18 protein-coding genes are annotated in these 19,960 nt (G+C 73.6%); 12 read left to right on the top strand and 6 right to left on the bottom strand.

Annotation, left to right across the window (positions count from 1 at the left end):
* Positions 1-86 precede the first annotated feature (86 nt).
* A complete protein-coding gene (locus tag EXE57_RS06580; protein WP_135075338.1) occupies positions 87-2,789 on the top strand; it encodes an FG-GAP-like repeat-containing protein in 2,703 nt (900 codons plus the stop codon).
* 2 nt (positions 2,790-2,791) lie between these two features.
* Here EXE57_RS06580 and EXE57_RS06575 read toward each other — a convergent pair whose 3' ends face one another.
* Complete coding sequence (locus tag EXE57_RS06575) at positions 2,792-3,505, bottom strand: TIGR03089 family protein (protein ID WP_135075335.1); 714 nt, start codon at positions 3,503-3,505, stop codon at positions 2,792-2,794.
* 18 nt (positions 3,506-3,523) lie between these two features.
* Here EXE57_RS06575 and EXE57_RS06570 point away from each other — a divergent pair, with 18 nt between their 5' ends.
* Positions 3,524-4,597, top strand: a complete 1,074-nt coding sequence (locus EXE57_RS06570; RefSeq protein ID WP_135075332.1) for a mannose-1-phosphate guanylyltransferase — start codon at positions 3,524-3,526, stop codon at positions 4,595-4,597.
* Positions 4,598-4,612: 15 nt separating this feature from the next.
* Here EXE57_RS06570 and EXE57_RS06565 read toward each other — a convergent pair whose 3' ends face one another.
* Genes EXE57_RS06565 through cofD form a run of 3 tightly spaced genes read right to left on the bottom strand, consistent with a single transcriptional unit; the run spans position 4,613 to position 7,384 of the window.
* Complete coding sequence (locus EXE57_RS06565) at positions 4,613-5,380, bottom strand: DUF3105 domain-containing protein (protein ID WP_244247029.1); 768 nt, start codon at positions 5,378-5,380, stop codon at positions 4,613-4,615.
* Positions 5,381-5,432: 52 nt separating this feature from the next.
* Positions 5,433-6,377, bottom strand: a complete 945-nt coding sequence (gene cofE / locus EXE57_RS06560; protein WP_135075329.1) for a coenzyme F420-0:L-glutamate ligase — start codon at positions 6,375-6,377, stop codon at positions 5,433-5,435.
* Positions 6,374-7,384, bottom strand: a complete 1,011-nt coding sequence (cofD, locus tag EXE57_RS06555; protein WP_135075326.1) for a 2-phospho-L-lactate transferase — start codon at positions 7,382-7,384, stop codon at positions 6,374-6,376. Before cofD ends, cofE begins: the two co-directional genes overlap by 4 nt.
* Before the next feature lie 244 nt (positions 7,385-7,628).
* On the opposite strand from cofD, the gene EXE57_RS06550 reads away from it, so the two are divergent.
* The 3 genes from EXE57_RS06550 to EXE57_RS06540 all read left to right on the top strand — a co-directional run bounded on the left by EXE57_RS06550 (position 7,629) and on the right by EXE57_RS06540 (position 12,203).
* Complete coding sequence (locus EXE57_RS06550; protein WP_135075323.1) at positions 7,629-7,883, top strand: WhiB family transcriptional regulator; 255 nt, start codon at positions 7,629-7,631, stop codon at positions 7,881-7,883.
* 106 nt (positions 7,884-7,989) lie between these two features.
* Positions 7,990-10,806 (top strand): glycosyltransferase family 2 protein, encoded by a 2,817-nt coding sequence (locus EXE57_RS06545; RefSeq protein ID WP_167305841.1) that lies wholly within the window; start codon positions 7,990-7,992, stop codon positions 10,804-10,806.
* Positions 10,803-12,203 (top strand): DUF5719 family protein, encoded by a 1,401-nt coding sequence (locus EXE57_RS06540; RefSeq protein ID WP_135075317.1) that lies wholly within the window; start codon positions 10,803-10,805, stop codon positions 12,201-12,203. The genes EXE57_RS06545 and EXE57_RS06540 overlap by 4 nt, the downstream gene beginning before the upstream one ends.
* A 7-nt stretch (positions 12,204-12,210) precedes the next feature.
* Here the strand turns inward: EXE57_RS06540 and EXE57_RS06535 are convergent, their stop codons facing one another.
* Positions 12,211-12,663: a metallopeptidase family protein gene (locus EXE57_RS06535; RefSeq protein ID WP_244247028.1), complete on the bottom strand. Its 453-nt coding sequence runs from the start codon at positions 12,661-12,663 to the stop codon at positions 12,211-12,213.
* 50 nt (positions 12,664-12,713) lie between these two features.
* Between EXE57_RS06535 and EXE57_RS06530 the strand changes: the two genes are divergently transcribed.
* The 4 genes from EXE57_RS06530 to EXE57_RS06515 are packed head-to-tail and all read left to right on the top strand — an operon-like array spanning position 12,714 to position 15,673.
* The gene (locus tag EXE57_RS06530) at positions 12,714-13,076 is read left to right on the top strand and encodes a DUF3499 domain-containing protein (RefSeq protein ID WP_135075314.1); all 363 of its coding nucleotides are present in this window, start codon (positions 12,714-12,716) and stop codon (positions 13,074-13,076) included.
* A gap of 22 nt (positions 13,077-13,098) precedes the next feature.
* A complete protein-coding gene (locus EXE57_RS06525; protein WP_135075311.1) occupies positions 13,099-14,475 on the top strand; it encodes a phosphomannomutase/phosphoglucomutase in 1,377 nt (458 codons plus the stop codon).
* A complete protein-coding gene (locus tag EXE57_RS06520; protein ID WP_135075308.1) occupies positions 14,472-14,636 on the top strand; it encodes a Trm112 family protein in 165 nt (54 codons plus the stop codon). The genes EXE57_RS06525 and EXE57_RS06520 overlap by 4 nt, the downstream gene beginning before the upstream one ends.
* 8 nt (positions 14,637-14,644) lie before the next feature.
* Entirely contained in the window at positions 14,645-15,673 is a 1,029-nt protein-coding gene (locus EXE57_RS06515) for an SIS domain-containing protein (protein WP_135075305.1), read from the top strand.
* A 16-nt stretch (positions 15,674-15,689) separates the two neighbouring features.
* Here EXE57_RS06515 and mmuM read toward each other — a convergent pair whose 3' ends face one another.
* On the bottom strand, positions 15,690-16,577 hold the full coding sequence (gene mmuM / locus EXE57_RS06510; RefSeq protein ID WP_244247027.1) for a homocysteine S-methyltransferase: 888 nt from the start codon (positions 16,575-16,577) through the stop codon (positions 15,690-15,692).
* 63 nt (positions 16,578-16,640) lie between these two features.
* Here mmuM and EXE57_RS06505 point away from each other — a divergent pair, with 63 nt between their 5' ends.
* From EXE57_RS06505 to mtrA, 3 genes are all read left to right on the top strand, one after another.
* On the top strand, positions 16,641-17,621 hold the full coding sequence (locus EXE57_RS06505) for a DUF808 domain-containing protein (RefSeq protein WP_135075302.1): 981 nt from the start codon (positions 16,641-16,643) through the stop codon (positions 17,619-17,621).
* A 98-nt stretch (positions 17,622-17,719) separates the two neighbouring features.
* Complete coding sequence (gene ahcY, locus EXE57_RS06500) at positions 17,720-19,150, top strand: adenosylhomocysteinase (RefSeq protein ID WP_135075299.1); 1,431 nt, start codon at positions 17,720-17,722, stop codon at positions 19,148-19,150.
* Positions 19,151-19,258: 108 nt separating this feature from the next.
* Positions 19,259-19,960 (top strand): MtrAB system response regulator MtrA, encoded by a 702-nt coding sequence (gene mtrA / locus EXE57_RS06495; protein ID WP_135075296.1) that lies wholly within the window; start codon positions 19,259-19,261, stop codon positions 19,958-19,960.

Here is a 19,960-nt window from a genome sequence, read left to right as displayed (position 1 = left end):
TACTCAGTTTCGCTTGCGGAGCCGTGTGACTGTTGTGAAAGTTGCTACTCGTGTGAATCTTCCCCCGCACACTGGAGTAGCCCACGATGCGTCCTTGCAAGGCCCACTTCGTCACCTCGTGCCAGCAGCTGCTGGCCCTGGGTGCCGTCCTGGCCGTCCTGAGTCCGGCGGCCTCGGTCGTCTCCCTCGACGTCGTCCACACCCCCGAGCCGTCGGCCGTGGGGCCACGGCTGCTCGACCGGCCGGTGACGGTCGAGCACGCTCCGCGGGCGCCGAAGCCGTCCAGGGTCCCCATCGGCAGCGTGGAGCCGGAGGTGAGGGAGGTGCCGCTGACGGCCGAGGCCGACGCGGCGCCCGGGGCCTCCCCACGGACGGCGACGGCCGGGCGTACGGAGGTGCTGAGCCGGCCGCAGCCGCTCGAGGGCTACGGCGCGGTGGGCGTCACCTGGTCGCACGACGACCAGGTTGAGGACGACCGGATCGAGCTGCAGGTGCGGACGTCGACCGGTGGCCGCTGGGGAGGGTGGACCGACCTGGAGTACCACTACGACCACGCTCCCGACCCCGGGAGCGACGAGGGCCGGGAGGCACGCCCCGGTACCGACCCGCTTCTCGTCGGCGAGGTCGACCTGGTCCAGACCCGTGTGGTCGCGGACGAGGAGCTGCCGCACGACATGTCGCTGGCCGTGGTGTCCCCGGGAGACGCCGACCGCGTGGCGACGGAGGAGCCGGCCCTGGCCCCCGAGCTCGACGCCGCGGAGGCACCGGCGACGGCGGCCGGCGACCCCGACGCGATCTCGCTGCAGGCAGCGACGACCTCCGCGCCCCGGCCCACCATCTACTCGCGCGAGCAGTGGGGCGCCGACGAGCGGATGCGGGACGGCTCACCGAGCTACGGGACGATCAGCGCCGGTTTCGTCCACCACACCGTCAACGGCAACGACTACACCCGGGACGAGGTCCCGGGCATCATCCGCAGCATCTACGCGTACCACACCCGCTCGCGGGGCTGGAGCGACATCGGCTACAACTTCCTGGTCGACAAGTTCGGCCGAATCTGGGAGGGCCGCCACGGGGGCGTGGCCCGGGCCGTGGTCGGTGCCCACACCTACGGCTACAACGGCGACTCGTTCGCCATGTCGGCGATCGGCAACTTCGAGACGGCCCAGGCGCCCGAGGTGATGCTCGAGGCGTACGGGAGCCTCTTCGCCTGGAAGCTGGGTCTCCACGGCATCGACCCGCTGGACACCTCGCAGAACGTGAACGGCACGACGTTCAAGGCGATCAACGGGCACCGCGACGCCGACTCGACCGCCTGCCCGGGGCGCAACCTGTACGCGAAGCTGCCCGCCATCCGCACCTACGCCGCGGCCGCGTCCGAGCCGGAGGCCCCGGGGATCGAGCTCGGGCAGGTCGACTCCGACCTCGCGGGCGCCCCCTACCCGGACCTGGTCGTCCGCCGCGCCTCGGACGGTCGCGGCATGATCCTGCCGACCGGTGGGCTCGCGTCCTTCCTGGCCCCCACGGTGCTCGACGAGTCGGGCTGGGCGACGCGGACGGTGCTCGCCGCACCGGACCTGACCGGGGACGGTCGGGTCGACCTGGTCACCTTCGACGACTCCGGCAGCCTCGAGGTGCGCCCCGCCCTCGCGTCCGGCGGCTTCGGTGACGTGAGCGCCCGGTTCCCGCGGTTCCGCGGACACGACCTGGTCGCCGCGACCGGGGACCTGGACGGCGACGGCTCCCCGGACTTCGTCGGTCGGTCCGCGGGCAGGCTGGTGACCTTCCTGGGGACGTCCCGCGGAACCGTCACGGCCGTCGCCGGCGACACCGGCCTGCGGGGGCTGCAGCAGCTCGTCGCGGCCGGCGACGTCACCGGTGACGGGCTCACGGACCTGTGGGGTCGCGACCGTCGCGACCGGCTGTCGCTCCTCCGCGGGCAGGGGGGTGGCGACTTCGCCGCACGCGTCCGGGTGGCCGGCGACTGGTCCGGCTACGACTGGTTCTCCGGCGGCACCGACTACACCGGCGACGCGGTGCCCGACCTGGTCGCGCGACGGACCGACCAGGCCCTGGTGGTCCTCCCGGGCAGGGGGGACGGCACCCTCGGCCCGGCGCTCGGGCCGGTGCGTGGCCCCTCCGACGTGGCCATGGTCAGCGGCGCCGGTCAGGTGACCGGTGACGAGGCGCCGGACCTGGTGGCGACCCGGCCCGACGGCTCGCTGGTGGTGCTCCAAAACAAGGGCACCTTCCACACCGGCCGGCCCCTCGACACCGGCCAGGGCTTCGGACGGAGCAACCTGCTCCTCCACGCCGGGGACTTCGACGGCGACGGGGACGGCGACGTCATCGAGCGCCGCAGGATCGGGTCGCTGTGGCTCTACCGCGGCAACGGTGCGGGCCGGCTGGCGGACCCGGTCTGGATCGGCGGCAAGCGACCCTTCCGGACGGTCACGGACCTCCGGGTCGTCCCGGACGTGACGGGCGACAAGCGCCACGACCTCGTGGGCCGGACCGCCGCGGGCCAGACCACGGTCTGGCCGGGCAACGGCACCGAGCGGCTCGCCGCGGGGGAGCCCGTCGAGGTCGCGGAGGGTGCGCTCTCCCGTCCGAGGCTGGGAACGAGCTACACCTGGGTCGTGGGGGTGGACGACCTGCGCGGACGCGGTGCTGCCGACCTGGTGGCCCGCGACAGGAGCGGCCACCTCTACCGGCTCGACGGCGCCAAGCGGGGCTACGGCGAGCCGCAGTACCTCGGGGAGGGCGTCGCCTACGACCTCGGGGGCTGAGGTCAGGCCCGGGCGGTCGCGCGCTCGGCGTCGTAGGTCGCCCCGACCCTGTCCGGGTCGGGGTGGGCCACCAGGACCACCGACCCGTCTCGGACGAGCGGCTCGGTGAGGCAGGGGAACCCGGAAGGGGAAGCCGGGTTCGCACTGCTGAGGAGGCGGCCGCCGTCGGTGAGGAGACTCCCGCCGGCGGCCGTCTCCCACACCTGCTGCTGCGTGAGGTCGCCGAGCGCGGCGTCGTCCGGGCCGGGCGGGTCGTAGGGGACGAAGGCGTCCGGCTGGCTCCACACGTCGGCACCGAAGTCGTGCACGCCCACGGGCAGCGGGTCGGTGAAGCGCAGGCCCAGTGGGTGCAGGGCGGAGGCGATCACCACGGCGTCCCCGGCGAGCGGCGCCCACCGCGGCAGGCCCTCGGGGCCGGTCAGCACCAGGTCGGGCTCCGGTCCCTCGTCGTCGAGGACGACCCGCAGGCCCACGGTCCACGCGGCCCCCAGCCAGACCGGGCCCAGCCAGTGGGTGGGCAGGTCGATCCGGGCCACCTGACCGCGCTCGAGGTCGTGCTCCTCGACGAGCAGCGAGGCCGTCTTGGCCACCCAGTTGGCGTACGTCGCCACCGACAGCTCGGTCCGCTCTCCCGAGGCGTGGTCGTAGAAGGTGACCAACGGCCGGCCGGGATCCGCACGCAGCAGCCGGGACAGGATCGTGGCGAAGGTGGTCATCCCCCTAGGGTTCCACCCATGCCGACGCTCGAGCACTTCTGGTCCGTGATCCCGGCAGGCGGCGCCGGCACCCGGCTGTGGCCGCTCTCGCGCAGCGGCTCGCCGAAGTTCCTCCACGACCTCACCGGCACCGGCCGGTCGCTGCTGCAGGGGACCGTCGACCGGCTCGCGCCGCTGTCGGGCGACCGGGTGCTGGTGGTGACGGGGGAGGTGCACCGCGAGGCGGTCCGGGAGCAGCTCACCGGCCTCGGGGTCGGGTCGGTGCTCGCCGAGCCGTCGCCCCGCGACTCGATGGCCGCGATCGGCCTGGCCGCCGCGGTGGTCGAGCGGCGCGATCCCCAGGCGGTCATGGGCTCGTTCGCCGCCGACCACGTCATCGCCGACACCGGCGCCTTCGAGGCCGCCGTGCGGCAGGCCGTCGCCGCGGCGTACGACGGGTGGCTGGTGACGCTGGGCATCACGCCGACCTCTGCGGCGACCGGGTTCGGCTACATCAGGCTGGGGGACGCGCTGCCCGGCCACGACGGCGTCCACCGGGTGGCGTCGTTCGTGGAGAAGCCGACCGCCGAGGTGGCCGAGGGCCTCCTCACCGGCGGCGACCACCGGTGGAACGCCGGCATGTTCGTCGCCCGGCCGACCGTGCTGCTGGACCTGCTCGCCGAGCAGGACCCCGACTTCGCCGGGCGGCTCCGGACGATCGCCGCGTCGCCGGAGCGGCTGGCCGAGCTGTGGCCGCTGCTGCCCAGGATCGCGGTGGACCACGCGGTGGCCGAGCCGGCGGCCGCGGCGGGGCGCGTGGCGGTGGTCCCGGCCGACCTCGGCTGGGACGACATCGGTGACTTCGACTCCCTCGCGTCGCTGCTGGACACCGGGGCGCTCACGGTGCTCGGCGACGCCGACCTGGTGCGCGCACATGGGGCCACGGGCCTGGTCGTGCCCGGGTCCGGGAGGGTGGTGGCCGTGGTCGGCCTCGACGACGTGGTCGTCGTGGACACCCCCGACGCGCTGCTGGTCACGACCCGCGAGCACGCCCAGCAGGTGAAGGACGTCGTGGCCGGACTCCGCGAGTCCGGCCACGACGGTCTGCTCTGAGCGGTCCGCCCTTGGTCAGATGGCGTCCGGCTCCGGGGAGTCGGTGTAGGGGTACTCGGTCATGAAGTCCTCGAGCGCCGCGCCGCTGGGCTCGGAGCAGTACTGCCAGACGCCCGTCTGCTCGCCCGACGGGTCACCGTCGCCGCCGACCGACCAGTGGGTCATCGCGATGTGCTGGCCCTCGGGGAAGGCGCCGCCGTCCTCGGACGTCCACGGGACGACCTTGAACTTGTTGCGGAAGTTGTCGTCGTCGGTGAACTTCGAGGACAGGCCACGCAGGGTGTCGAGGGCCTCGTCGTCGTCGGCGATGGTCTCGTCGTACCAGAGCAGCGTGTAGCCGTGCTCGAGGTTGTGGACCAGCTCGCCCACGTCGGGCCGGTCACCGGCGGCGTAGAACTTGCGCTCGATCCCGTCCCAGACGTCGTAGTGGGTGCCGTAGGCCGGCGGCGCGTCCTCGTAGGGGATGTCGGTGCCGGGCGAGACGTGGTCCTGGCTGCCCGTGGCGGTCTTGGTCTCGACGTCCTGGCACGCCGACGCGGGGGCGCCGATCGACTGGAGGTTCATGTCCTCGAACTCCGTGAGGGCCTGCCGGTCGGAGATGATCCCGTAGATCGGGTAGGCGACGATCAGCAGCGCGATCACGGCGCACACGCCGACGATCATGAAGCCACGACGACGCTCCGAGCCCTTCTGCTGGCTGCGGATCGCGTCGATCTTGGCCTGGCGCTCGGACTTCTCGGCCTTGGTCGACTTCGTGGACTTGGACTTGGCGGGCTTGGCCACGGTGCGGCTACCTCGTCTGGGACTCGTGTGATCGGGGGACGTCGGGCAGAGTCTACGGACCGGAGGGGAGCAGCACGGTCATGCCTCCGGATTCGGTCGGGCCGACCTCCCAGCCGTGGGCGAACGCCAGTGCTCGCAGCACCTCCGCGGCTCCGGCGCACGCGAGGCCGTCGCCCTCCTCCGTCGGGCGTACGCCGGTCACGAGCCCGACCGCCTCGGCGAGGTCGTCACGCGGTGCCGGGGCGCCGAACCCGCCCCGGTCCGCGGGGTCGGCGGTGAGCGCCCGGACCACGGCCTCCCGCGCCCCGAAGCCGAACATGTCCTGGTCCTCCTCGCGCACCAGCGCGACCGCCCCCGGCCCGTGGTCCTCGGCCGGCAGCACCAGGTCGGCCCGGCCACGCACGACGGCGAACGGCCGGCCGCCGAGCTTGCCCTGGACGAGCTCGGCGGCACCCGCGAGCTCGTCGGCGACGGCCGGGGCGGTGACGACGAGGTCGTTGCCGTGGTGGTCGCGACGGCCGGCGTACTCCTCCATGACCTGCAGGCCCGCGGCGCCGACGGCCAGGTCGGTCTGGCCGTGGCGCCAGGCCCGGCCGGCGGTGTCGGTGACGACCACGGCGACGGTCCGGCCGGTCAGCGCGGCGAGGCGTTCGCGGAGCCGGCGGGCCGAGGCGTCGGGGTCCTCCGGGAGCAGCACGACGTGGCCGGCCGCGACGTTGGAGGCGTCGATCCCGGCGGCGGCCAGGGTCAGCCCGTGGTGCGTCCGCACGATCGTGGTGGGTCCGCGGCGGGCGACCACCCGCGCCGTCTCGCCGGCCAGGGCGTCCTCGCGGGTCCCGGGCACCACCCGACCCTCGGCCTTGGCCACGACCTTGCTCGTCACGAGCACGACGTCGCCGTCCTCGAGCGTGGTCAGCGCGGTGAGCAGGGCGGCGAGGTCGTCGCCGGCGCGGACCTCGCCGATCCCGTCGGGGGCGAGGACCTCCAGCCGGGTCACCGGACGAGCTCGACGGCCGCCGCCGCCATCGCGGCCGTGGCGTCGTCGTCGGTCATCATCAGCGGTACGGCGGCCGCGCGCAGCCCGGCCTGCTGCAGCCCGGCCACGGCGCCGGCGTCGGCCTCGTCGACCAGCCAGCCGTCGAGCACGCCCTCGGCGCGGCGGGACCCGTAGTGGCGTCCGACGGCCTCGGCGCTGACCTCGACCCCGATCGCCGCGAGCATCTGCTGCGCCATGCCGCGCACGTGGCGGCCGCCGACGATGGGGGAGACGCCGACCACGGGGGCGGTGGTGGCCGCCACGGCGTCACGGATGCCCGGCACCCCGAGGATGGTGCCGACGGAGACCACCGGGTTGGACGGCGGCAGCACGACCAGGTCGGCGCCGGTGATCGCCTCGACCACGCCGGGGGCGGGGGAGCAGTCGTCCTGGCCGACGACCACGACCGTCTCGGCCGGGACCTCGCCGCGCAGCCGGACCCAGTACTCCTGCAGGTGCACCACCCGGCGACCGCTCGGGGCCTCCGGGTCGGGCACGGCGACGTGGGTCTCGACCCGGTCGTCGGTCATCGGCAGCAGCCGGACGCGTCCGGCTGCGTCGTCGGGGAGCCAGCGTCGGCACAGCGCCTCGGTGACCTGGGAGAGCGGGTAGCCCGCCTCCAGCATCTCGGTGCGGACCAGGTGGGTGGCCAGGTCGCGGTCGCCCAGCCCGAACCAGGTGCGGTCGACGCCGTACGCCGCCAGCTCCTCGTTGAGGTGCCAGGTCTCCCCACGGCGACCCCAGCCGCGGTCGGTGTCGAGGCCGTCGCCGAGGGTGTACATCACGGTGTCGAGGTCGGGGCAGACCTTCAGGCCGTGGATCCACCAGTCGTCGGCGGTGTTGCCGACGACCGTCACCTCGGCGTCCGTGGGCACCCCCGGTAGGGTGCCGGAGACGATCCCGTGACGGAGCCCGCGGATGAACTTCGCGCCGCCTGTGCCTCCGGAGAGCACTGTGATCTGCCGCATGGCATCAGCCTGCCGTACACCGTCAATAGTCCGTTCGGGTGGTTGTGCGGCCATACCAGATGCAGGGTTGACTTTCGGTGTACGACAGGCGTGTAATTCCCACAGTGTTCTTCAGCTGTTCTGGAACAGGCTCCGTCAGGGGTCCAGGACACGGGGGGATGGCAAGGGAACAGTGGTCACACTCCCGCTCGACGGGTCGCAGGATCCGACGAACGGGGGTGTCCGGGTCGAAAGGGCGAGTGCCGTGAGAGAACTACTTCTCCTCGACGGGGACGCCGAAGAAGCGGGTTGGCAGGAGCGTGCACTGTGCGCGCAGACCGACCCCGAGGCGTTCTTCCCCGAGAAGGGCGGATCCACCAGGGAGGCCAAGAAGGTCTGCCTGACGTGCGAGGTTCGGGGCGACTGCCTCGAGTACGCACTGATGAACGACGAGCGCTTCGGCATCTGGGGCGGTCTGTCCGAGCGGGAGCGTCGCAAGCTGAAGAAGCGCGCGGTCTGATCCGAGGTCGTCAGGGACCGCATCCCACCAGCCCGGACGACCTCCCGGGAGCACGCCGGACCCGCGCATTCGGTGACCGGGGCCTTCCCCGTTAGTGTCATCTGCCGTGTCAGCCACGGTCGTCGCCCTCGTCGTCAGTCATGACGGCTCTCGCTGGCTGCCGACCGTCATCGACGGGATCCGCTCCCAGCGGGTGCCCGTCGACCGCGTCGTCGCCGTCGACACCGGCAGCAAGGACGACAGCGCAGCGCTGCTCGACGCGGCGTTCGGCGAGGTGGTCACCACCTCCGGCGCGACCGGCTACCCGCAGGCCGTCCGGCTCGGGCTCGAACAGGCCTCCGACGCCGACTGGGTCTGGCTGCTCCACGACGACTCCACGCCGGACCCCGGCGCCCTCGAGGCGCTCCTGGCCGCCGCGGCCGACGACCCCGGCGCCGACATCCTCGGCCCCAAGCTGCGTGAGTGGCCCTCGCTGCGGCGGCTGCTCGAGCTGGGGGTCACCATCTCCGGCACCGGCCGGCGCGAGACCGGGCTCGAGCGCGGTGAGTACGACCAGGGCCAGCACGACGACACGCTGCCCGTGCTGGCGGTCAACACCGCGGGCATGCTGGTGCGACGCACGGTGCTGGAGGAGCTCGGCGGCTTCGACGAGCAGATGCCGGTGTTCGGCAACGACATCGACTTCGGCTGGCGCGCAGCCGCTGCCGGGCACCGCACCCTGATCGTCCCGGAGGCCGTCGTCTTCCACGCCGAGGCGGCCCACCGCGGCGTCCGGCGCACCCCCCTGACCGGGCGCCACATCCACTACCAGGAGCGTCGGGCCGCGCTCTACACGCTGCTGGCGAACTCGTCGGGCCGTGCGCTCCCGTGGCGCGTGGTGCGACTGGCGCTCGGCACGTTCGTGCGGATGATCGGGTTCCTCCTGGTCCGCCAGGTCGGGCAGGCGCTCGACGAGCTGGCGGCGCTGGTCTCGCTCTACGGCAGCCCCCGCGTCGTGCGTCGGGCACGCCGGGACCGGGCCGCGCGGCAGCCGGACCAGGCCGTCGACGTACGCCCGCTGCTGTCGCCGTGGTGGGTGCCCTACCGGCACGGCCTCGACTTCGTCAGCGACCTCGCTGCCGCACTGACCAACCAGGCGGCCGACGTGGCCGAACGGCGGCGGATGGCCAGCGGCCGGCCGCTGCCCGTCGCCTCGGAGGACGACCCGTTCGCCGCCGACCAGGGCGTGCTCGCCCGGTTCTTCACCAACCCCGTCGCCCTGGGCGGGGTGCTCTTCGTGCTGCTCGCGCTGGTCGGGGCCCGGGAGGCCTTCGGCACCGTCGTCGGCGGCGCGCTCGCCCCGGCTCCCGAGTCGGCCTCCCAGTGGTGGCAGCTGTACGTCGACGCCCGCCACCCGCTGGGCCAGGGAACCGACGTGCCCGCCCCGGCGTACGTCCTTCCGCTGGCGCTGCTCGGCTCGCTCGTGGGCCCCACCGCCACCATCAGCCTGCTGCTGGTGCTCGCCGTGCCGCTGTCGTTCTGGGGGGCCTGGCGCTTCCTGCGCGTGGTCGGGCGGCTGCTCGACCCGCAGGGTCCGCCCGCCTGGCTGCTGTTCCTCGGCGCGGTCACCTACGCGCTCGTCTCGGCGGCCAGCGGCGCGTGGGGGCTCGGCCGGCTCGGCGTGGTCGTGCTGGTCACGCTGCTGCCCTGGCTCGCCCACGCCGCCCTCGGCTTCGCCGACCCCGACGCCGACCGACGCTGGCGCGCCGCGTGGCGCACCGGCCTGCTGCTGACCCTCGGCGCCGCCTTCGCGCCGCTGGCCTACTGGTTCTCGCTGGTGCTCGCCGTGCTCGTGATGGGCGCGGGCTTCTGGATCAGCCGTGGCATGCGTCACCGCTCGGCCTGGGGCCCGCCTGCGGTCGCGCTCGTCTGCCCGCCCGTGCTGCTGGCGCCCTGGTGGCTGCCGGCCCTGACCAGCGGCTCGGCCGCCGCGCTGGCGCTCGACACCGGACGGCTGCCGATGGCGACCGTGACCTTCAGCGACCTCGTCACCGGACACCTCGGCGACGCCGGGGCACCGGCCTGGCTCGGGCTGCTGCTGCTCGCGGTGGCGGTGCTCGCCCTCGTGCCCGTCCGAACCCGTGTGCCGGTGCTCGTCTGCTGGGTCGTGGCCCTCGCGGCAGCGCTGGTCGCCGCCGGGCTGGGCCTGCTGACCTTCGAGCGCGACGCCGTCACCACGGCGGCCGGGCTCGGCTTCCTGGTGGTGGTCATCCAGGCGGCCTTCGTGGTCGGTGCGGTGATCGCCGCCCAGGGTGCGGTCCGCGCGAGCTCCGACCACACCTGGCGACGCCGCGCGGTCGCCGCGGTGGTGGCGGTGGCCGCGGTCGTGCCGGTGGTCGGGCTCGGGTGGTTCGTGGTCTACGGCCCCGGAGAGCTCGACGACACCCGTGACACCGGCATCCCGGCGTACATGATGCAGAGCGCGGCCCTCGGCCCCTCCCACGGCATCCTCGTCGTCCGCGGCGACGTGCAGTCCGGGCTCACCTGGTCGGTGCTGCGCGAGGACGGCCTCACCGTGGGCGAGGACGAGATCGACGGCCTGATGCAGGCCGACCAGGACCTGAACGACGCGGTGGGTGAGATGGTGTCCTCCCCGGCGTCCGGCGCCGTCGACACCATGCCCGGCCACGGCATCGAGTACGTCGTCCTGCCGGAGCCCGCCGACGGCAACGTCGCCGCGGTGCTCGACGCGACGACCGGGCTCGAGCAGGCCAGTGCCGAGAACCGCGAGACCCGCGCCTGGCGCGTGTCCGAGCCGGTCGAGGAGGCCGCGGTCGAGGGCGGGACGTCGTGGACACGGACCGCGCTGCTGGTCCTGCAGGGACTGGCGATCGTCGCCGTCCTGGTCCTCTGCGCGCCGAGCCAGGGACAGGAGCGCCGATGACCGACCAGACACCTACGCCCGAGCCGGCCGGCCGCCGTACCGCCGCCCGGCGGAGGTTCAGCCCCACCGCGCTGCTGGCCGTGCTGCTGCCGCTGCTCACGGTGGGGGCGCTCGCGCTGGTGCAGCCCGAGGCCGAGGTGGCCGTCGGGCAGGCGGCCGAGGAGGTGCCGGTGGTCCAGGCCGACCTGGTCTGCCCGCCCGCCCTCGCCGCCGACGCCGAGCTCGCCGTGGCGCCCGCCGGTGAGCTGGACGACGGCACGGCCGAGATCGACGACGGCAACGGCGAGCCGAGCGACGTCGAGCTGCGCTCCGACGCAGTGACCCCGCTGACCGGCCGGGACGACGCGGCCTTCGTCCGCGCGCAGGGTGCGGTCGCGGCCCAGCTGCTGGCCTCCCGCTTCCAGCCCGAGGGGCTCGCGGCCACCGAGTGCCCGGTGCCGCGACCGACCTCGTGGTTCACCGGCGTCGGCGCGGACGCCGACCACGCCTCGGTCCTGGAGCTCGCCAACCCCGACGCGGGCCCGGCCGTCGCCGACGTCACGGTCCTCGGCCGCAACGGTCCGATCGACGTCCCCGAGCTGCGCGGTCTCACGGTCCAGGGCGGACGGACGGTCTCGGTCGACCTGGCCCAGGCGGTGCCGACCCGTAGCGAGCTGACGATCCAGGTCGTCGTCTCCCGGGGCCGGCTCGGCGCCACGATGGCCGACGAGGTCCCGGAGCTCGGCACCCGCGAGGCCACCCGCGACTGGTTGCCGTCGACCGTGGAGCCGGTGACCGAGCAGCTGCTGCTCGGCCTCGTCGGTGGCGAGGGGGAGGACACCCTCACGCTCGCCAACCCCGGTGAGGACGAGGCCCGGGTCGAGGTACGCATCGTCACCGCGGACGCGTCGTTCGTCCCGGAGGGCCAGGAGGAGATCGCGGTCGCCCCCGGCACGGTCGAGACCGTGACCCTCACCGACCAGCTGCGCCGCCAGATCCCCGACGGCGCGCTCGGGCTCCAGGTGACCAGCTCCACGCCGGTGACCTCCGGGCTGTCGTCGGTCGTCGAGGACGACCTCGTGCACGCCGCACCCGTGGTCGCCGTCGGTGCGCCGATGACCGCGCTGGTGCCGCCGGGGGAGTCCTCGGTGAGGCTCGCCGGTGCTGCCGGGGCCGGGGTCGTGGTGGTGGAGTCCTTCGACGACGGCCGGTCGCTCGGCGAGGAGCGCCTCGAGCTGACGGAGGGCTCCGGCGGGGCGATCGACCTCCCGGAGGGCACCAGCCTGGTCCGGATCACGCCCCGGCGTACGTCGGTGGCGGCGTCGGTCGTCACGACCGGCAACGGCGCGACGGTGGTGCCCGTGGGTGACCTCGTCCGCACCGCGCTGGTCCCCAGCGTGCGCCCCGGCCTGGGCTGAGCCGGCCTCAGCCCTCGCCGCCGCCGTAGCGGGGGTCGACCACCTCGGGCTCCACGCCCAGCAACTCGGCCACCTGCTCGACGACGACGGTCAGCACGAGCGCCTCGAGCTCGCCGCGCGAGCCCGCCCGGTGCTCGATCGGCCGGCGGAAGAGCACGAGCCGGGTGGGTGCGCCCTTGGCGCCGCGGACCAGCGAGGACAGCGGCACCGTCTCGGGGTGCCAGTCGTCGGGGATCTGGGGCGCGTCCTCGACGGCGTACTCCAGCACGCCGAGGCGGGTCGACCAGCGCTCGTCGATGTCGGAGACGACGCCGATGACCAGCTCGTCGAACCGCTCGCCGCCGGTGCGTCGCTCCGGCACCCCGAGCACACGGGGCAGCACGCCCGGTCCGCGCATGCCGCGCCCGCGACGGTCCCGCGACCGACGCCGCCGGGGTGCCCCGTCGACTGCCTCCTCCACGGCCGCGAGCCTAATCGGCATCGGGTGGATCAGTGGGTACCGTCTGCGTCGTGAGTCCTGTCCGGCGGTGTTCGCGCACGGCGTGTGGCCGCTCGGCGGTCATGACGCTGACCTACGTCTACTCCGACCAGACCGCCGTGCTCGGTCCGCTGGCCACCTTCGCCGAGCCCCACGCCTACGACCTGTGCGAGGCGCACAGCGAGCGGCTCTCCGCCCCGCGGGGCTGGGAGGTGATGCGGCTCCAGCCCGACCCGGCGGCCCAGGGACCGAGTGGTGACGACCTGCTGGCGCTCGCTGACGCCGTCCGCGAGGCGGCGCGCCCGGCGGCGCCGCCGCCCGGACCGACCCTCGCGGAGGAGTCCGGCCGCGAGGTGACCCGTCGTGGGCACCTGCGGGTGCTCACCTCCGACTGAGCCGCGACTAGTCTCGGCTCCCATGGACCCCGTTGCCGACGGTGCGGCGCTCGACCGCGTCTTCAAGGCCTATGACGTCCGGGGCACCGTCCCCGACCAGGTCCACCCCGCCCTGGCGCGGGCCACGGGCGGCGCCTTCGTGGCCGAGACCGCCGCCGACCGGGTCGTCGTCGGGCACGACATGCGTCCCAGCTCGCCGGACCTGGCCGCCGCCTTCGCCGACGGTGCCGCGGCCGCCGGCGCGGACGTGGTCATGATCGGGCTGGCGGCGACCGACCAGCTCTACTTCGCCTCGGGCAGCCTCGACGTGCCCGGCGCGATGTTCACGGCCAGCCACAACCCGGCCGCCTACAACGGCATCAAGCTGTGCCGCGCCGGCGCCCGGCCGGTCGGTCATGACACCGGACTGCGCGCGATCCGCGACCGGCTCGCCCGAGGGGAGTCCCACGACGCCTCGCGGCGCGGGACGGTCTCCGAGCAGGACGTGCTCGCCGACTACGTCGACCACCTGCTGCGCCTCGCTCCCGTCGACGGACGGCGGCTGAGGGTCGTCGCCGACGCCGGCAACGGCATGGCCGGCCACACGGCGCCCGCCGTCTTCGACAGGCTCGGCGGGGCGGGGGTCGAGCTGGTGCCGATGTACTTCGAGCTCGACGGCACCTTCCCGCACCACGAGGCCAACCCCATCGACCCCACCACCCTGGTCGACCTGCAGCGCCGGGTCGTCGAGGAGGGCGCCGACGTCGGCCTCGCCTTCGACGGCGACGCCGACCGGTGCTTCCTGGTCGACGAGCGCGGCGAGCTGGTCTCGCCCTCGGCGCTGACCTCCCTGATCGCGAGCCGGGAGCTGGCCCGCGAGCCCGGCGCGACCGTGATCCACAACCTGATCACCAGCCGCGGGGTTCCCGAGCTCGTGACCGAGCTCGGCGGCACGCCCGTCCGGACCCGGGTCGGCCACAGCTTCATCAAGGCGACGATGGCGGAGTCGGGCGCGGTCTTCGGCGGGGAGCACAGCGGGCACTTCTACTTCCGCGACTTCTGGCGGGCCGACTCGGGGATGCTGGCCGCCCTGCACGCCCTGGCCGCGCTGGCGGAGTCGTCGGGCACCCTGTCGGAGCTGCTGGCCGACCACGAGCGCTACCGGCTGAGCGGCGAGATCAACACCACCGTCGCCGACCCGCGCCGGGTGATCACCGAGGTGAGGTCGACGTACGACGGGCGCGACGGCGTCGTCCTCGACGAGCTCGACGGGCTGACCGTCAGCCACGACGACTGGTGGTTCAACGTCCGCCCGTCCAACACCGAACCCCTCCTCCGGCTCAACGCCGAGGGGAAGGACACCGCCACCATGGAACGCGTCCGTGACGACGCGCTCGACCTGATCAGGAGCCACGCATGAACCTCGACCCCGCCCTGCTGGAGATCATCGTCTGCCCCGCCTGCCACGGCGACCTCGTCGTGACGGGGGAGGAGCTCGTGTGCCAGGGATGCGGCCTCGCCTACCCGGTCCGCGACGACATCCCCGTCCTGCTGGTCGATGAGGCACGTCGGCCCGGGTGACGCGGACCATGGCGACCTGGTTCGACGAGTCCCGCCTCGACGACGAGGCGGTGTGGCAGCGCGTCGACGGTCCGCTGCGGGCGCTGGCGGAGTCCGGCGCCCGGGTGCGCCGCGAGGTCGGTGAGGCCGCCGGGGCGATCGCCGACGCGGTCTCCCGGTCCGAGGAGCAGCAGCGACCGCGTGCCGTGATCGCGGCGGGGCCCGACTCCCGGCTGCTGCGCGCGGTCCTCGAGCCGTGGTGCCCGGTGCCGTTCGTCGCCTGGCCAGGGCCGTCGCTGCCCGGCTGGGCCGGCGGTCTCGACCTCGTCGTCGTGCTCGCCCCCGACGGCGGCCCGAGCTCGGCCTCCGCGGTCGCCGAGGCCGTACGCCGCGGCTGCCAGCTGGTCGTCGCCTGCCCACCGTCGTCCATGGTCGCCGAGCACGCCGCCGGACGGTGGAGCAGCGTGCTGCCCACCACGAGCGGCGACCAGCTCGCCACCGCCGTCGTGATGCTGGAGTACCTCGAGCAGGTGCGGCTCGGTCCCCGCGTCGACGCGGACCGGGTCGCCTCCGCCCTCGACGAGGTGGCCATCGCCTGCTCGCCGCACCGCGACCTGGCCGTCAACCCGGCCAAGATGCTGGCCATCGCGCTCGCCGACACGACCCCGGTCGTGTGGGGCGGCGGTGTCCTGGCGGCCCGGGCGGCTCGACGGATCGCCGAGCAGCTGCGGCGGGCCAGCGGCCGGACCGCGCTCGCCGGCGACGCCGAGCACCTGCTGCCCGTCCTGGAGGCGACCCCCCAGCGCGACGTCTTCGATGACCCCTTCGCCGACGAGCCGCGTGAGCTGCGCCCCATGCTGCTGGTGCTCGACGACGGCAGCGAGGAGCCGCTCGTCCGGGAGGAGCGGGGACAGCTGCGCGCCGCGGCCGCGAGCCGCGGCATCCGGGTCGAGACGCTGACCACCGACGCACCCACCGAGGTGGCGCGGTACGCCTCGCTGCTGCTCAGCGGCAGCTACGCCGCGGCGTACCTCCGGCTGGGACTGGTGGAGGACTGAGGCCCCGCCGCCGGCGTCAGGTGGTCCGCAGCCGGTCGGCGATCTCGCCGATGTCGGCCGGGCCCGCGCCGCAGCAGCCGCCGACGTAGCGTGCCCCGGCTGCGACCCACGCCTCGACGAGGTCGAGGTCGAGCGGGCCGCCGTACGCCCACTGCTTGGTCGTGCTGTCCCAGGTGCCGCCCCGGTTGGGGTAGGCCACCGCGGGCAGCCCCGTCACCGTCACGGCCGTCCCGATCGCCCCCAGGACGTCGGCCGGCTCGGAGCAGTTGACGCCGGCCGCGAGGACCGACCGGCTGCCGGCCACGACGGCGTACGCGTCCGCCAGCGGCTGACCGGCACCGGTCGTGTCGCCGCGCACGGAGTAGCTGAACCACGCGGGCACGGCGAGCTCGTCCAGCAGGGCCACCAGCACCTCGGCCTCGTCGGCGTCCGGGACCGTCTCGACGGCGAGCAGGTCGGGCCCGGCCTCGGCCAGCAGCTCGAGGCGGGGGCCGTGGAAGTCGCGCAGCCGGCTCGCGGGCACGCCGTAGCGGCCGCGGTACTCGGACCCGTCGGCGAGGAAGGCGCCGTACGGCCCGACGGACGCCGCGACCAGCAGTCCCGGACGTGTCGCCGAGAGCTCGTCGCGGACCTCCTGCGCCAGCGTCACGCTCCGGGTGACCAGCCGAGCCGCGACGGTGCTGTCGTGACCGGCGGCGACGAGGCCCTCGACGCTGACCTGGTAGCTCGCCGTCGTGGCCACCGTGGCGCCCGCGGCGTAGAACGCGCGGTGGGCGGCCGCCAGCCGCTCGGGCTCGTCGGCCAGGAGACGGGCGGTCCACAGCGGGCCGGCCAGGTCGGCTCCCTGCTCCTCCAGGGCGGTGGAGAGCCCGCCGTCCAGCACGATCGTCCCGTCGTCCGCCACGGGGCCATCGTGCCCCCGCCGATAGGCTGGGGCCCACCCCACCCGCACGATCCGGAGGAACCGATGGCCGGCGGACTCTTCGCCCTGCTCGACGACGTGGCCGCCCTGGCCAGGATCGCTGCCGCGTCCGTCGACGACGTCGGCGCCGCGGCGGGGCGCGCCAGCGCCAAGGCCGCGGGAGTGGTCGTGGACGACACGGCCGTGACGCCGCAGTTCCTCGAGGGATCGGCCGCCGAGCGGGAGCTGCCGATCATCAAGAAGATCGCGATCGGCTCGCTCCGCAACAAGCTCCTCTTCATCCTGCCGGCCGCGCTGCTGCTCAGCGAGTTCCTGCCCCAGGCGCTGCCCGTGCTGCTGATCATCGGCGGTACCTACCTCGCCTACGAGGGTGCGGAGAAGGTCTGGGAGCGGGTCAGCGGCCACCACGCCGACGAGGCCGAGCAGGAGCTGGCCGAGCAGGGGGAGTTCACCGCCGAGCACGAGGCGAAGACGGTCTCCGGGGCGATCCGGACCGACTTCATCCTCTCCGCCGAGATCATGGTGATCGCCCTCAACGAGGTCGTCGGCTCCGACCCCGACGCCGGCTTCGTCATGAAGGCCGCGATCCTCACGGTGGTCGCGATCTTCATCACCGCCCTCGTCTACGGCGTGGTCGCGCTGATCGTGAAGATGGACGACGTCGGCCTGAAGCTCACGCTGCGCCCCTCGGAGCGGTCCCAGCGGGTCGGGCACGCGCTCGTCGGCGCGATGCCCAGGCTGCTCGCGGCGATCTCCCTGATCGGCACCCTCGCCATGCTGTGGGTCGGCGGCCACATCCTGCTGACCAGCCTCGACGAGCTGGGCTGGCACGCGCCGTACGACCTCGTCCACCACTGGGAGGAGGCCGTCCACGACGCCGTCGACGGCATCGGCGCGCTCCTCGGCTGGCTGGTCAACACCCTGGCCTCGGCCGTCGTCGGCCTCGTGGTCGGCGCGGTCGCCGTCGCGGTCATGCACGTCCTGCCGTTCGGGCACGGGAAGGGCGGCGAGAAGGCCGCATCGTAGGGCGTCGGGGATTCTGCGATCCCCGCACCCCCGGCCTACCCTCGAACCACGAGCACGCGCGGGGGGTCACCCCGCTTGGACCCGAGGGGAAGACGTTCGTGGACTTCAAGGTTGCCGACCTGGACCTGGCCGAGTTCGGCCGCAAGGAGATCTCCCTCGCCGAGCACGAGATGCCCGGCCTGATGGCGATGCGCGAGCGCTACGGCGCCGACAAGCCGCTCGCCGGCGCGCGGATCGCCGGCTCGCTGCACATGACGGTCCAGACCGCCGTGCTCATCGAGACCCTCGTGGCGCTCGGTGCCGAGGTCCGCTGGGCCTCGTGCAACATCTTCTCCACCCAGGACCACGCTGCTGCCGCAGTCGCGGTCGGCCCCGAGGGCACCGTGGAACAGCCCTCCGGCGTGCCGGTCTTCGCCTGGAAGGCCGAGACCCTGGAGGAGTACTGGTGGTGCACCCAGCAGATCCTGAACTGGCCCGGTGACACCTTCGCGAACATGATTCTCGACGACGGGGGCGACGCCACCATGCTCGTCCACCTCGGCGTCGACGCGGAGAAGTCGGGCCAGGCGCCCGACCCCGCGACCGCCAAGAGCCACGAGCAGAAGATCGTCTTCGACGTGCTGAACGCCTCGCTGGCCGAGAGCAAGGACCGCTACACCAAGATCGCCGGCGAGATCATGGGCGTCACCGAGGAGACCACCACCGGTGTGCTGCGTCTCTACGACATGATGAAGGAGGGCTCGCTGCTCTTCCCGGCCATCAACGTCAACGACTCGGTGACCAAGTCGAAGTTCGACAACAAGTACGGCTGCCGCCACTCGCTCATCGACGGCATCAACCGTGCGACCGACGTCCTCATCGGCGGCAAGGTCGCGGTCGTCTGCGGCTACGGTGACGTCGGCAAGGGCTGCGCCGAGTCCCTCCGGGGCCAGGGCGCCCGGGTCATCGTCACCGAGATCGACCCGATCTGCGCGCTGCAGGCCGCCATGGACGGCTACCAGGTCGACACCCTCGACAACGTCCTCGACATCGCCGACATCATCATCACCGCGACCGGCAACAAGGACGTCGTGACCGTCGACCAGATGTCGCGCATGCGCCACAACGCGATCCTCGGCAACATCGGCCACTTCGACAACGAGATCGACATGGCCGGCCTCGAGAAGCCCGGCGTCGCGGAGCGCGACAACATCAAGCCGCAGGTCGACGTGTGGACCTTCCCGTCCGGCAACGCGATCATCGTGCTGTCCGAGGGCCGCCTGATGAACCTCGGCAACGCCACCGGCCACCCGAGCTTCGTGATGTCGAACTCCTTCACCAACCAGGTGCTGGCCCAGATCGAGCTCTACACCAAGCCCGAGGAGTACCCCGTCGGCGTCTACGTGCTGCCCAAGCACCTCGACGAGGAGGTCGCCCGCCTCCACCTCGGTGCCCTCGGTGCCCGGCTGACCACGCTCTCCGACGACCAGGCCGGCTACCTCGGCGTCCCGGTCGAGGGCCCCTACAAGACCGACGCCTACCGCTACTGAGCACTGCCCGCGACCCCGGCCCTGCGGCCGGGGCCACGGGTGGTCGCGGCCCGCGGGAAATCCGGGGTTGGCCGGGGCCGTGCACGACCGTGCGGCAGTATTGACAGCATGAGCCAGGCACCCGACGCCGCGACGCGCGGCCGGATCCTCGTCGTCGACGACGACGCCTCCCTCGCGGAGATGCTCACGATCGTCCTGCGCCAAGAGGGCTTCGAGAGCCACATGTGCGGTCGCGGCGACGACGCGCTGCAGGCCTTCCGGGACTCCAAGCCCGACCTGGTGCTGCTCGACCTGATGCTCCCCGGCAAGGACGGCATCGACGTCTGCAAGGAGATCCGGGCCGAGTCCGGGGTGCCGATCGTGATGCTGACCGCCAAGGGCGACACGATCGACGTGGTGCTGGGGCTGGAGTCGGGGGCCGACGACTACATCGTCAAGCCCTTCAAGCCCAAGGAGCTCATCGCGCGGATCCGCGCCCGCGTACGCCGCTTCGACGCGCCGTCGCCGGAGGGACTGTCCATCGGCGACCTCGAGATCGACGTCGCCGGGCACTCCGTGACCCGGGGCGGTCGGACCATCGGCCTGACGCCGTTGGAGTTCGACCTGCTGGTCTGCCTGGCGCGCAAGCCGTGGCAGGTCTTCACCCGCGAGGTGCTGCTGGAGGAGGTCTGGGGCTACCGCCACGCGGCCGACACCCGGTTGGTCAACGTCCACGTCCAGCGGCTGCGGTCCAAGGTGGAGCACGACCCCGAGAACCCCGAGATCGTCGTCACCGTCCGAGGCGTCGGCTACAAGGCCGGGTCCGCGTAG

Source organism: Nocardioides euryhalodurans, from assembly GCF_004564375.1.
Lineage (GTDB): Bacteria > Actinomycetota > Actinomycetes > Propionibacteriales > Nocardioidaceae > Nocardioides > Nocardioides euryhalodurans.
The sequence above is the reverse complement of the archived record's forward strand: the minus strand, read 5'-3'. Positions and strand labels throughout refer to the sequence as shown.

Coding starts and splice junctions, on each gene's coding strand:
- cofD (WP_135075326.1), bottom strand. CDS start 7,384: ATGCGGCAGATCACAGTGCTCTCCGGAGGCACAGGCGGCGCGAAGTTC.
- EXE57_RS06540 (WP_135075317.1), top strand. CDS start 10,803: ATGACCGACCAGACACCTACGCCCGAGCCGGCCGGCCGCCGTACCGCC.
- EXE57_RS06525 (WP_135075311.1), top strand. CDS start 13,099: ATGGACCCCGTTGCCGACGGTGCGGCGCTCGACCGCGTCTTCAAGGCC.
- EXE57_RS06505 (WP_135075302.1), top strand. CDS start 16,641: ATGGCCGGCGGACTCTTCGCCCTGCTCGACGACGTGGCCGCCCTGGCC.
- EXE57_RS06570 (WP_135075332.1), top strand. CDS start 3,524: ATGCCGACGCTCGAGCACTTCTGGTCCGTGATCCCGGCAGGCGGCGCC.
- mtrA (WP_135075296.1), top strand. CDS start 19,259: ATGAGCCAGGCACCCGACGCCGCGACGCGCGGCCGGATCCTCGTCGTC.
- EXE57_RS06580 (WP_135075338.1), top strand. CDS start 87: ATGCGTCCTTGCAAGGCCCACTTCGTCACCTCGTGCCAGCAGCTGCTG.
- EXE57_RS06515 (WP_135075305.1), top strand. CDS start 14,645: ATGGCGACCTGGTTCGACGAGTCCCGCCTCGACGACGAGGCGGTGTGG.
- EXE57_RS06575 (WP_135075335.1), bottom strand. CDS start 3,505: ATGACCACCTTCGCCACGATCCTGTCCCGGCTGCTGCGTGCGGATCCC.
- EXE57_RS06520 (WP_135075308.1), top strand. CDS start 14,472: ATGAACCTCGACCCCGCCCTGCTGGAGATCATCGTCTGCCCCGCCTGC.